11 protein-coding genes are annotated in these 12,428 nt (G+C 49.0%); 5 read left to right on the top strand and 6 right to left on the bottom strand.

Translation table 11 applies throughout. The features are described from left to right. Positions 1 to 184: 184 nt before the first annotated feature. Entirely contained in the window at positions 185 to 721 is a 537-nt protein-coding gene (locus tag AC53GJ_RS10220; protein ID WP_496732574.1) for a transposase, read from the bottom strand. Continuing rightward, positions 667 to 1,086, bottom strand: a complete 420-nt coding sequence (locus tag AC53GJ_RS10215; protein WP_496732781.1) for a transposase — start codon at positions 1,084 to 1,086, stop codon at positions 667 to 669. The genes AC53GJ_RS10220 and AC53GJ_RS10215 overlap by 55 nt, the downstream gene beginning before the upstream one ends. Before the next feature lie 62 nt (positions 1,087 to 1,148). Here AC53GJ_RS10215 and AC53GJ_RS10210 point away from each other — a divergent pair. Continuing rightward, positions 1,149 to 2,323, top strand: a protein-coding gene (locus AC53GJ_RS10210) for an IS3 family transposase (RefSeq protein ID WP_496732760.1) whose coding sequence is annotated in 2 segments (ribosomal slippage) — positions 1,149 to 1,416 and positions 1,416 to 2,323 — 1,176 coding nt in all. Because the reading frame shifts where the segments join, the coding sequence is not laid out codon by codon here. Here AC53GJ_RS10210 and AC53GJ_RS10205 read toward each other — a convergent pair. From AC53GJ_RS10205 to AC53GJ_RS10195, 3 genes are all read right to left on the bottom strand, one after another. Beyond that, the gene (locus AC53GJ_RS10205) at positions 2,316 to 2,618 is read right to left on the bottom strand and encodes a hypothetical protein (protein WP_496732573.1); all 303 of its coding nucleotides are present in this window, start codon (positions 2,616 to 2,618) and stop codon (positions 2,316 to 2,318) included. The two genes, AC53GJ_RS10210 and AC53GJ_RS10205, sit on opposite strands and share 8 nt — an antisense overlap. Positions 2,619 to 3,032: 414 nt before the next feature. Beyond that, positions 3,033 to 5,054 (bottom strand): S9 family peptidase, encoded by a 2,022-nt coding sequence (locus tag AC53GJ_RS10200; RefSeq protein ID WP_496732572.1) that lies wholly within the window; start codon positions 5,052 to 5,054, stop codon positions 3,033 to 3,035. 95 nt (positions 5,055 to 5,149) lie between these two features. After that, positions 5,150 to 6,673, bottom strand: coding sequence for a fumarate hydratase (locus tag AC53GJ_RS10195; protein ID WP_496732571.1), 1,524 nt, complete (start codon positions 6,671 to 6,673; stop codon positions 5,150 to 5,152). Positions 6,674 to 6,925: 252 nt separating this feature from the next. Between AC53GJ_RS10195 and pabB the strand changes: the two genes are divergently transcribed. The 4 genes from pabB (at position 6,926) to AC53GJ_RS10175 (ending at position 11,235) form a co-directional block, all read left to right on the top strand. Next, positions 6,926 to 8,416 (top strand): aminodeoxychorismate synthase component I, encoded by a 1,491-nt coding sequence (pabB, locus tag AC53GJ_RS10190; RefSeq protein ID WP_496732570.1) that lies wholly within the window; start codon positions 6,926 to 6,928, stop codon positions 8,414 to 8,416. 14 nt (positions 8,417 to 8,430) lie between these two features. Continuing rightward, a complete protein-coding gene (locus AC53GJ_RS10185; protein ID WP_496732569.1) occupies positions 8,431 to 8,997 on the top strand; it encodes a CoA pyrophosphatase in 567 nt (188 codons plus the stop codon). A gap of 179 nt (positions 8,998 to 9,176) precedes the next feature. Continuing rightward, the gene (locus tag AC53GJ_RS10180) at positions 9,177 to 10,559 is read left to right on the top strand and encodes an L-serine ammonia-lyase (RefSeq protein ID WP_496732568.1); all 1,383 of its coding nucleotides are present in this window, start codon (positions 9,177 to 9,179) and stop codon (positions 10,557 to 10,559) included. 373 nt (positions 10,560 to 10,932) lie between these two features. Beyond that, positions 10,933 to 11,235, top strand: a complete 303-nt coding sequence (locus AC53GJ_RS10175; protein WP_496732567.1) for an isoamylase early set domain-containing protein — start codon at positions 10,933 to 10,935, stop codon at positions 11,233 to 11,235. Positions 11,236 to 11,249: 14 nt separating this feature from the next. Here the strand turns inward: AC53GJ_RS10175 and AC53GJ_RS10170 are convergent, their stop codons facing one another. Then, the gene (locus AC53GJ_RS10170; protein ID WP_496732566.1) at positions 11,250 to 12,368 is read right to left on the bottom strand and encodes a beta-ketoacyl-ACP synthase III; all 1,119 of its coding nucleotides are present in this window, start codon (positions 12,366 to 12,368) and stop codon (positions 11,250 to 11,252) included. Positions 12,369 to 12,428: the final 60 nt, after the last annotated feature.

Below are 12,428 nucleotides of genomic sequence, written 5' to 3'. Positions count from 1 at the left end.
CCTGTAAGCAGGAGCTTGTATTTCACCTAAAATAAAGTTGATAAGCACAGATACAAGCAACACAGCACGCTCATTGTGAACTAATTACCGATCAAATCCGACAGTGCATACACTCTGTTCAATCGATTGGTCCTCAACTCACCTCGGCTGGCATGACGGATTTATCGTAAATTATACAATAATATCAATAAGTTGCATGTTTGGTGTTTTTCCAACCTAACTCTTCAGCCCAAGTCATGATTTGCCTGATAGCAGCTTGGATATCCTGCGCTGAGATAGTCAGCCGTGCCAGACGACATAATCGCATTCCTAGATAGTTGCACGACAACACCCGTCGATGTTTGATGCTGTTTGCTTGCAACGACCTATGTTGGCCACTGATTTCCACCGCCAATCCCAGCATGTAATGAAGCCAGTTGGCGAGCGCAGCAAGCATCAACAGCACTTTGAGACGTTCCTTTTTATAGGTCTGATGCGCGTTGCTGCCAAGACCATATGTCTGGCTTTTCTGGTCGCGGCAGCTCTCTTCAATTTGCATTCTGGCGCTGTAACACTTAGCGATTTTTGAAGCATAATCAGTTGTTTGCGCTAATGAACTTACCAGTAACCACGGCTCTTTGTATGACTTATGTTTATCGCGTTTTCGAAGTTTCCAGGGCGTGCCGACTAACGCTGCTGTGGTGACATAACGCTGGCTGCTAGTGAGCTTAATTTTACCCAAACACTGCGGCGTCGTTCTGGCTTTTTTGTAGAGCTGGCCACACTGATAAATGCTATGGAATCAAGTGGTTGCAGCGTTTGATTGCCGCGCACCCGCGCAATATAATGCCAGCCCAACTTACGAATTTGTTGCAGCCACGGCACCTTAAAACCGGCGTCGGTGACGATAATAGGTCGGCAATCCGCTGGAAGGCTTGCCTTGAGGCGCAGTAAAAATGCCTGATGCACGCGTGGACAGTTGTACTCATCAATCGCTTTCACTTCTTGCAGTAAGGTCAAAGAGCGGCCTTCGAGTGCGAGGCTGGCCCGCAAAATAAAGTGACGCTTTTTATTGTCGGCGTTACTCCAATCAACCTGTAGTGGCACACTGAATTTGGCCACCTGATTAGAGGTGTTATGCTATACCTCGTAAGCAATTAGGTGACATGATGAACAAAAAGACAAGACCTACTTTTAGCCCAGAATTTCGTCTGGAATGTGCCCAACTGGTGCTCGACCAAGGTTACTCGGTTGCTAAAGCAGCGGCAGCGATGAATGTTGGTAAATCCACCATGGATAAATGGGTTCGGCAGTTGCGTGAAGAGCGCTCAGGCATCACGCCCAAAGCCACACCGATGACGCCAGACCAACTTAAAATTCGCGAATTAGAGAAGCGAATCAAACAGATAGAGCTGGAAAAAGAAATCCTAAAAAAGGCTACAGCTCTCTTGATGTCGGACTCGCTGAACAATTCACGATAATTGCTCAGCTCAAGCAGAGTTATGCCGTGGCGCAGTTGTGCCGGGTGTTTGAAGTCCATCGCAGCAGCTTTAAGTATTGGAAAAAGCCCAAGGCGATTCAGCCAGAGCAGGTTGTTCGGCTAAGCAAAGTCCGGGAGCTGTTTGATGCCAGCAATGGCTCCGCAGGCTCTCGCAGCATTGCAACGATGGCAAGCACTCAGGGTGTTAAAATGAGCCGATACCTGGCGGCTAAATGCATGGAAAAACTAGGGTTTATCAGCTGCCAGCAACCGGCGCATTCATATAAAAAGACAGGCAGTGAACGGATTGATATCCCAAACTTGCTGGCGCGCCAGTTTGCCGTAACCAAACCAAATCAGGTGTGGTGTGGCGATGTGACCTACATCTGGACAGGCAACCGCTGGGCTTACTTAGCTGTAGTGATGGATTTATTTGCAAGAAAACCAATTGGTTGGGCCATGTCGTTCTCGCCTGACAGTGAATTAACCGGCAAGGCGCTTAGTCATGCGTTTGAATCCAGAGGTCGGCCTGAAGGAGTGATGTTCCATTCAGACCAAGGCAGCCATTACACCAGTACCAAGTTCCGGCAATTGCTGTGGCGCTTTCAAATTCGGCAAAGCATGAGTCGTCGTGGTAATTGCTGGGACAATAGCCCGATGGAGCGCTTCTTCAGAAGCTTAAAGACAGAATGGGTTCCGACCGTAGGTTACAGCTCATTTGCTCAAGCAGAACGAGAGATACTGAATTACATGCTGGGCTATTACAGCCAGCTCAGGCCACATCACTATAACGGTGGTTTGGCTCCGAATGAATCCGAGCGCAGGTACTGGCTTGGCTACAACGATGTGGCCAAAATTAGTTGACCACTACAACCAGGATAAGGGGTTGTTTAGTTTGAACTAATGCCTTCGTCAGTGCCGCATAAATCAGCGGAATGTCGTCCTGTAAACCTTCGTTACTCAGCAGCCGGTCGGCTCTTTTAATACAGCTTTTTTCAGTAGCGGCACTTTGAATGCCGCGACCGATGGCAGTGACCGTACATTTGCCGTTGGTGACTAAACTTTGCAACGACGCGCAAAGTGACGCCATTCTGGTTTTATGGATGTTTTTTGGCGTGACAAATGAGAGAAAATCGGCGAGCATTCGTTGAACATTCATGGCGTGCTACTGGTTAATTTTTTTGGCGAAAGATCAGATCAGGAACTGCCATGAATGTTCCCATCTCGCCTAACTATTTGTTTTACCTACTCCATGTGTGGGGATTCCTCAGGTATTTTTGATTGGTCGAATATCAGGAAGGTAATAGCATGATAATGTTATTTTATTTCTGGCGATCCTTCAGGACATAAATTTTTTAAACTCTAACTTGTCCGATTATTTTTTACTATTTCACCATTCATAGCAGTTCCATCATTTTGTCTGTACTTCAACAAAAATGTGATCTTACAAAAAACAATTTAAAATTAAAACGCTGCAAACAATAATAAAATATAACGTCAAATGCATTCCACAGTGCTTGACCAACTCTGATTCGTAGTGCCAATGACCAGCGGCCATTGGCGCTTGAGCTGATTATTTTGCCGTGTGTTGTTTCATCCAGGCAAAAATTTCGTTGTACCAACGCTCAGCATTGGCTGGTTTTAAGATCCAGTGATTTTCATCCGGAAACAATACCAGTTTGGAATCAATGCCTTTTCGCTGTAAGGTGGTAAAAGCGGCCAGACCCTGGGCATAGGGCACCCGATAATCTTTCAGGCCATGGATCACCAGCATCGGCGTTTTCCAGTTATCCACTAAGGCCGCCGGGTTAAACTTGTGATAATCGCCCTCTTTATTCCAGACCGGACCGCCTATGTCATGTTCCGGCAACCACAGCTCTTCAGTGCTACCGTAAAACGATGGCATATCAAATAAACCTGCATGATTGACCAGACACTTAAAACCAGTTGGCCAGTTACCGGCAATCCAGTTCATCATATAACCGCCATAAGAAGCCCCCAAGGCACAAGCATTGCTACCATCTAACCAAGGTTGATCCTGGGTAATAAAAGCCATGCCTTTTTGTAAGTCTTCCAGTGGCTTGCCACCCCAGTCCCGGCTGATCGAGTCGGTAAAGGCCTGACCATAACCGGTAGAACCATGGAAATCGATCATCACCACGCCATAGCCCTGCGCTGCCCACAACTGTGCATTCCAGCGGCTGTTAAACATATTGCCAAAGCTGCCTTGCGGTCCGCCATGCACAATAAAGGCAATAGGGTATTTATTGCCTTCCTGATAATTCCAGGGTTTCATCCAGTAACCATGCACAGTGTCATTATTGGCACCTGGGAAATTAAACTGCGCAAATTCAGCCAGTTGGATATCTTTTAAATTATCAGCATTGATTTGGGTAATGGCGACCGGCTGGCCTGACTCCCCTTTCATCTGGTAGATATCGGCCGGAGCATTCAAGCGGTGATTTTTAAACACTATTTTGCCGCCAGCCACTTGTAATGACTCGGCACTGCCATCGGCATAGACTTTGGATACTTCACCAAAGCTGGTGCTGATGGCAAAAATACCTTTTTGACCCATATCCTGTGCTGTGACATACAAGGTGCGGTTATCCGGGCCAAACACATACTCATCAACCGATCGATCCCACTCAGCCGCCAGCTCTTTACGCTCGCCGGTCACCAGATCCAGCAACATCAGCGCAAAACGGTCGGCTTCAAACTGCGGTTTCTTCATCGCTTTATAAGCCATAAAACGGCCATCGGCAGAAAACGAAGGAGCCGCATCCCAGGCTGGATTATCTTTGGTCAGATTGATTTTTTCGCCACCATTCAAGGACACCTGAAAAATATCAAAATTAGTATGCCAGGCCTGATCTTTGGCCGGGATTTTGGCACTGAACACCAGATTCTTGCCATCCGGCGTCAGAGCAGCCTCGCTAATACCAGCCACATCGGTATTCCATTCTGGCATTAAGTCTTTGGCGGTGGTGACTTTGTTGCCATTCAGATCAGCGACAAATAAATGCGACTTTTTCTGATCTTCAAAACTATCCCAGTGTCTGACCATCAATTGGTCATACACCATGGCAGTATCTTTGCGCTCGGTCTGTTTTTTGTCAAAATCGACAGTACAGACTAAATCTTTACAGCCAGGCACCACATCCAGCGTCAGCACCAGTTTTTTCTCATCGGTTGACAATAAATAACCTTGCACATCCAACGGTAAGTCAGTGATTTGCCGCGCTTCACCACCAGTCAGGGGCAGTTGCCAGAGTTGAGTTGAACCACTGCGATCGGTCAGAAAATACAGGCTGCTGCCATCGGCGCTAAAACGTACTGAATGTTCCATACTGGCGCTTTCAGTCAGGCGTTTCACTTTATTGCCCTCAACCAAGTCTACCAGATACAAATCTGCGGTTTTATCAGCCGGTTGCAAACCACCATTTTTCTGGCCATATACCAGATAGCGGCCATCCGCAGATAAGGTGACCTGGTAAATGTTGTTCAGTTTATTCAGATGTTCGATAGTCAGTGGCGTCTTGGCCTGCGCTGATCCCATCACCAGTGCGGCGACGATAAAACCCCATGCTTTCATCTTGCTTGTTTCCCTGAATAGGTGCGTCTGTCAGGCGCCATGCACCGACAGACGTCGTTGTTATGATGGCCGCGCTGCAAGCGCGCACCACAGCATTAAGCTGGTTGATCCAACTCGCCAATCTTCACTTTCCAGATGGCAGGTCCTTGTTTATGCACGTTATTGCCTTGGCTGTCAACGGCGACTGTCACTGGCATGTCCACCACATCAAACTCATAAATGGCTTCCATCCCCAGATCGGCAAAAGCGACAACGCGCGCCTGTTTAATGGCTTTAGACACCAGGTACGCTGCGCCACCAACCGCCATCAGATAAACCGCTTTATGCTGACGGATACTTTCGACCGTGGCATCACCACGCTCAGACTTCCCAATCATGCCAAGCAGACCGGTCTGGCTTAACATCATCTCGGTGAATTTGTCCATCCGGGTGGCTGTGGTTGGGCCAGCCGGGCCTACTACTTCATCACCCACAGCATCCACCGGGCCAACGTAATAAATGAATTTATTTTTAAAATCAACGCCGGCTGGTAAACCTTCACCTGCGGCCAGCATATCGGCAATCCGTTTATGCGCCGCATCACGACCGGTCAGCATCTTGCCGGATAACAACACGGTTTCACCGGCTTGCCAGTTCAGGACGTCGGCTGGCGTCACAGTGTTCAGATCAACCCGGCGCACATTGGCGCCCAGCTCCCAGGTCACTTCCGGCCAGTCTTCCAGTTTTGGCACTGGTAATTGCGCCGGGCCTGAACCGTCCAGGTGGAAATGCACGTGACGGGTGGCGGCACAGTTGGGGATCATCACCACAGGTTTGGAGGCAGCATGGGTTGGTGCCGATTTGATTTTGACATCCACCACAGTCGTTAAACCACCAAGTCCCTGGGCACCGATACCAAGTTTGTTCACTTTTTCGTACAGTTCCAACCGCAGTTTTTCTTCGCCGCTTTCTGCACCCTTTTCAATCAATTGCTGAATATCAACCGGCTCCATCAGCGCTTCTTTGGCCAAGACTGCCGCTTTTTCGGCTGTACCGCCAATGCCAATCCCCAACATGCCCGGTGGACACCAGCCGGCTCCCATTTTTGGTAAGGTTTCCAGCACCCACTCCACCACAGAGTCGGATGGGTTGAGCATCACCATTTTGGTTTTGTTTTCACTACCGCCGCCCTTGGCTGCAATCGCCACTTCAATATGATGACCGGCCACCAGATTGATATGGACAACAGCTGGCGTATTGTCTTTGGTGTTTTTCCGGCTACCGGCCGGATCTGCCACAATAGATGCCCGTAACGGGTTGATTGGATTCATATAAGCACGGCGGGTGCCTTCATCGACCATCTGTTGCACTGTCATATCGGTTTTATCCCAGCGCACATCCATGCCGATGTTGACAAAACAAGTCACAATCCCCGTATCCTGACAAATAGGTCTGTGGCCTTCAGCCGACATGCGTGAGTTAATCAGAATTTGCGCGATAGCGTCTTTGGCGGCCTGGTTTTGTTCTTTATGGTAGGCTTTTTCCAGTGCCTGGATAAAATCCAGCGGGTGATAAAAAGAGATGTATTGCAGTGCATCTTCGATGCTGTCGATAAAGTCTTGCTGGCGAATCACGGTCATGTCATGCCCTCGAGCGTGCTGGCACTCCACCACAGAGGCGGAATGCCGTTGGTTATCACACAGGCACAGGTCGCTTGCTCAACCTGCGCTGCGCTGTTCTTTTTAAGCAGGGCTGGTATCATACCCCGCATCAAATCCAGCGGCTAGTCAGCCAATGGTGTTTTCCTGTGGCTTGGCCGGGGCTGTTGCTGAAATTTTCTGCAGCCAGTCTTATGCATAGGTGTGCCAAGCCTCGTTTGAAGAGATGTGTGAATGTCAGTTGCTTTGTTGATTGCTGAAAATCAGCGCGATTTATTAGCTTGTTTTGCCGCTGTTGAGCAGTTGCCTTATGCCATGTTGCTCGACTCCGCAGCGCCGGATCATCCTAACAGCCAGTTTGATATTCTGGTCTGCCAGCCTTTGGCGAGACTGGAAGCCTATGGCCATGCTTGTCAGGTGCATTTTGCGGATGAGGCCGCGTCACAGCAGCATTCTGGGCAAGACCCGTTTTTGCTGCTGAAACAATTGCAACAACAACTGTTACCCGCAGTCGCAACAGACCAGCCCCCGCTGCCGTTTTATGGTGGTGCGCTGGGTTATGTCAGCTATGACGCTGGTCGGGTGATCGAACAATTACCTGAGTTAGCGCAGGCTGACATCAAGCTGCCGGATCTGGCCTTTGGTATTTATGCCTGGGGCCTGGTGCTGGACAAGCAGCAACAACAACTTTGGTATGTCGATTGCCGCGCCGCCAACCAGGCGCAAGCAACCCGTTATTATCAGCAAGTGCAGCATTTATTTGCCAGCGCATTGCAACCGCAGCCTGCTACAGCTTTGCCGCCTTTTTTATTAACAACTGACTGGCAATCTGGCATCAGTCAGCGCCAGTATCAACAAAAATTCCAGCAAATTCAGCAGTATTTACAAAGCGGCGACTGCTATCAGATTAATCTGGCGCAACGTTTCAGTGCCGGTTATCAAGGCTCAGAATGGCAAGCTTATCTGGCACTGCGCGCTGCCAATGCCGCACCTTTTTCTGCCTTTATCCGATTGGAACAAGGGGCCGTGTTGTCGATTTCGCCGGAGCGGTTTTTACTGCTTAACCAGCGTCAGGTTGAAACCAAACCCATTAAAGGCACTAAACCACGTTTTGCCGATCCGGTGCTGGATGCACAAAGTGCGACAGCGCTACAACAATCCAATAAAGATCGCGCTGAAAATGTGATGATCGTCGATCTGTTGCGCAACGATTTAGGCAAAGTATGCACTCCTGGTACAGTCAGGGTGCCAGCGTTATTTCAGATTGAATCTTTCCCGGCCGTACATCATCTGGTCAGTACTGTTACCGGCGAGCTGGCAAGCGACTATCAGGCAGCCGATTTACTGCGGGCGGCTTTTCCGGGCGGTTCCATTACCGGCGCGCCGAAAGTGCGCGCCATGCAAATTATTGAAGAACTGGAACCCTGCCGCCGTTCTGTCTATTGCGGAGCCATTGGTTATCTCAGTCAGCATGGCCGGATGGACAGCAATATCGCCATCCGCACCTTGGTCTGCCAGCAAGGACAGATCTATTGCTGGGCTGGTGGTGGCATTGTAGCCGATTCAAAAGCTGACAGTGAATATCAGGAAACCTTTGATAAAGTGGCTAAAATTTTACCGGTGCTGAGCGCTTTATCAACAACCAATCGCAGCAACGCAGCGGCCTGCGCTGGTTCAGCTTTTGCACCAGAATCAGCGACTGTCACTCAGGCTGAGGCCAGCTAATGCAGTGGCCTCTGTTGCGTCAACAGTTTCTGTTTCAGTTGCCATTGACCAAAACAGAGGCGACAGCAAGCTCACAAACTGCCAATGCCGCCGTCATGCTGCTGCTGTTTGAGGAAAATTCGCAATTACAGTTATTGCTCACAAGGCGCGCCGCCCATTTACGCCACCACCCAGGGCAAATCAGTTTCCCGGGCGGCAAAATTGAAGCTGGTGAAACCGCAGTTGCCGCTGCGCTGAGGGAAACCTTTGAAGAACTCGGCATTGAGCCGCAGCAAATCCAGTTGCTGGGCTCGTTAGCTGCACTCAATACGTCCACCGGTTTTATTGTCCAGCCTTGGCTCGGCTATTTACCGGCCCGCCCCCACATGGAGCTGCAACAAGCTGAAGTGGCAGCAGTGCTGACGATGCCGCTGCAATATGCCCTGCCGCAATCTGATGGTCAGAGTCACTGGCATCAATTGCAGTTTCGGCAGCGCACCTTACATTTTTTACCTTTTGACGGCCAACTGATTTGGGGCGCTACCGCCGCCATGTTGCAACAACTGGTGCAACAGCTAAGCCCTTTTGACCAGCAACGCTAAGGATTTTTTCTGCATTTGTCACTATTCCGGCAACATACAGAGTTGCTGGCCAGAAAAACGGACACTAAAAGAGACTGCCAGAGATAAAATCAACACTGACCAGTTACCAACCGACTTACAGAATCAGATAGCTTGGGCTACAATGCCGCATCAATTTTTTGTTTAAGTAGTTTAAATCCATGATTATCAGTGCATTCGATATGTTCAGCATTGGCATAGGCCCGTCCAGCTCGCATACCGTTGGCCCTATGCGTGCCGCCAAACAATTTACCGATCAATTACAACAAAGCGGCCTGCTCGGCAAAGTGCACAGCGTGAAGGCTGAGTTATTTGGTTCTTTAGGCCAAACCGGCATAGGCCACGGCACCGGTAAAGCGGTGATTTTAGGCTTTTGTGGTTATTTGCCAGAAAACTGTGATCCAGACATGGTGCCCGCTTTATTAAAACAAGTGGATGAGCAGCAGCAGATCCGGTTAAACGGTGAGCATGTGGTCAATTTCCCACGTGAAGGCGCCATTATTTACCATCGGCGTAAAACTTTAAAAGAGCACAGCAACGGCATGGAGCTGATTGCTTTTGACGAAAATAAAGAAATTGTGCTGAGTGAAATTTATTTCTCTATTGGAGGCGGTTTTATTGTCAAAGCGGAAGATTTTGCGAGCGAAAAAGAAGCTGCCAGTCAGTTTGCCGCCGATAACCCGCCGCCTTTCCCGTTTAACTCAGGTGCTGAGCTGTTAAAGCTCTGTAAAGACAATGGCTTGTCTATTGCCGGTCTGATGATGGAAAATGAGAAGGTATTGCGCTCTGAAACGCAGATCAAAGCCGAGCTTGGCCTGATCTGGCAAACCATGTATGACTGTGTGCAACGGGGCATCCGCACTGAAGGTATTTTACCCGGCGGTTTAAAAGTAAAACGCCGCGCCCCGGCTTTGCATAAAAGGTTATGTGCCGAAAAATCCTCTGATCCACTGCAGGCGATGGACTGGGTGAATTTATTTGCCTTAGCTGTCAACGAAGAAAACGCCGCCGGTGGCCGGGTGGTCACAGCCCCGACCAATGGTGCTGCCGGTATTATTCCAGCCGTGCTGATGTATTACGATAAATTTGTCCAGCCGGTGACGCCGGACATTTATTGCCGTTATCTGCTGACCGCTGCAGCTATTGGCATTCTTTATAAGAAAAATGCTTCGATTTCAGGTGCTGAAGTCGGTTGTCAGGGGGAAGTGGGCGTCGCCTGTTCGATGGCCGCAGCTGCACTGACCGAGATCCTCGGTGGTTCAGTTGAAAACGTCGAAAACGCCGCTGAAATTGGCATGGAACATAATCTGGGCCTGACCTGCGATCCAGTCGGCGGCTTAGTACAAGTGCCTTGTATTGAACGCAATGCCATGGGTTCTGTCAAAGCCATCAACGCCTCCCGCCTGGCGCTGCGCGGCACCGGCGAGCATAAAGTGAGCCTGGACAAAGTGATCAAAACCATGTGGGACACCGGCCGCGATATGCAAAGCAAATACAAAGAAACCTCACGCGGTGGTTTAGCGGTCAATATTATTGAATGTTAAGTCAATGAGCTGCTTTGCCCAGTTCAGCGCTCTGGTGGCGCTGGGCTGGCTATACAAATGAGTAGCTTCTGAGTCGCCGTGCAGCGGCAGTCCAAGACTTGACGGCAATACCGCAAGGAATGGCAACCTTGACGACTAACGCTTGGCTTCAGATGGGTCCCAGTCTTTTACGTGCAGACTGCGCAGATATAAACAGACTTTAACATGGCGTGGCATGAAACCCCGTTGATCTACTTTCAGACCATCTTTTAATCAGCCCAGCTAAGTTTTCAGTGACAAAGATGTATTTTTTTTGTCCACAAAGATGTGCTAGCTTAAACAGGCAGTTTGAAAAAAATGCCCAATCGGTCCAATCACAGTCAGGGAGCAGCTTATGTCGATTAGCAAACAATATCTGAAGACCAAACCAGTCTGTAAAGTGACCTTTATCGTGCCAGCTGCACAAGCAAGTGCGGCAGAGACAGTCGCCGTACTCGGTGAGTTTAATGACTGGCAGGTAACGTTGATGAAAAAGCAAAAAAATGGTGATTTCAGCACCACAGTGACAGTGCCAAAAGATCAGGAATTTCAGTTTCGCTATTTAATCGATGGACAGCAGTGGCAAAACGACCATGAAGCTGATGCTTATGTGCCGTCGCCACTGAGTTATGAGGAGAATTCAGTCCTGCGTGTTTAACGCAGGACTTGCGGTTAGCAGTGTTGCAGTAACAAACAGCCAACCGAATAACCGGCGCCAAATGAACAGAGCACAGCCTTATCGCCAGGTTGCAGCCCTTGTTTATGCTGATGAAACGCAATAATCGAACCTGCTGAAGCGGTGTTGGCGTAAGTGTCCAACACCAGTGGAGCTTCGCCAGCTTCAGGTTCACGCCCAAGGATTTTACGGGCGGCAAAAATATTCATATTGATATTGGCCTGATGCAGCCATAACCGTTTTAACTGCTCTGGCGCTATCTCCAGTCTGGCCATTTCGGTTTGGATCACATCCGCTACTATTGGCAGTAATTCTTTAAACACCTTACGGCCTTGCTGTTTAAAAAATGGTGTGTCTGCATCGACTTCAGGATGACAATGATCGGTATAACTGACATCGCAACGGATATTATTGGAAAATTCTGTTTTTAAACTCATCCCCAGAATTTGATAACTGTTTTCTGCAGTACAAGTTTCTTTTGCTTCAATAATGGTAGCAGTACAGACATCACCAAAAATAAAATGACTGTCGCGGCTGGTATAATTGACCTGCGGTGAAGCAAATTCCGGATTCACCACCAACACCACTTTAGCCGTACCACCGCGAATGGCATTCACCGCGTTACTGATGGCAAAAGTAGCAGAGGAACATGCCACATTCATATCAAAGGCATAACCTGAGCAGCCCAGCAGCTGTTGCAGTTCAATGGCCAATGCCGGATAAGCACGTTGCAAATTAGAGGCCGCGCAAATCACCAGGTCAACGTCCGCTGCGGTTTTTCCAGCCTGGGCTAAGGCTTCTTTGGCTGCAACCAACGCCATTTCTACCATTTCCGGCACTTCACCTTCTAGCCGTTTCGGGAACACCGGTTGCATCACATAAGGATCCAGGATACCGGCTTTATACAACACATGCCGCGCTTTAATACCAGAAGCTTTTTCAATAAATTCACAACTGGAGTATTCCAGTGCAGTCACTTCGCCGGCGGCAATCGCGGCATCATTTTCGCTGTTAAACAAATCTACATACTGATTAAAACTGGCCACCAGTTCTTCGTTGGTGATGATATCTGTCGGAGTGAAGACTCCTGAGCCACTGATCACAACCTCTTTCATCTGATACTCCGCTTACTGTCGCTATCTATGTCGATGCATATTGTTTGTTGTTGTTCTGTG

The sequence above is a fragment of the Rheinheimera sp. B2H12 genome, from assembly GCF_059620065.1.
Note: the sequence above shows the minus strand (reverse complement) of the source record. Positions and strands in the feature narration are given on the sequence as shown.

Coding starts and splice junctions, on each gene's coding strand:
- AC53GJ_RS10195 (WP_496732571.1), bottom strand. CDS start 6,673: ATGACCGTGATTCGCCAGCAAGACTTTATCGACAGCATCGAAGATGCA.
- AC53GJ_RS10170 (WP_496732566.1), bottom strand. CDS start 12,368: ATGAAAGAGGTTGTGATCAGTGGCTCAGGAGTCTTCACTCCGACAGAT.
- AC53GJ_RS10200 (WP_496732572.1), bottom strand. CDS start 5,054: ATGAAAGCATGGGGTTTTATCGTCGCCGCACTGGTGATGGGATCAGCG.
- AC53GJ_RS10175 (WP_496732567.1), top strand. CDS start 10,933: ATGTCGATTAGCAAACAATATCTGAAGACCAAACCAGTCTGTAAAGTG.
- AC53GJ_RS10180 (WP_496732568.1), top strand. CDS start 9,177: ATGATTATCAGTGCATTCGATATGTTCAGCATTGGCATAGGCCCGTCC.
- AC53GJ_RS10205 (WP_496732573.1), bottom strand. CDS start 2,618: ATGAATGTTCAACGAATGCTCGCCGATTTTCTCTCATTTGTCACGCCA.
- pabB (WP_496732570.1), top strand. CDS start 6,926: ATGTCAGTTGCTTTGTTGATTGCTGAAAATCAGCGCGATTTATTAGCT.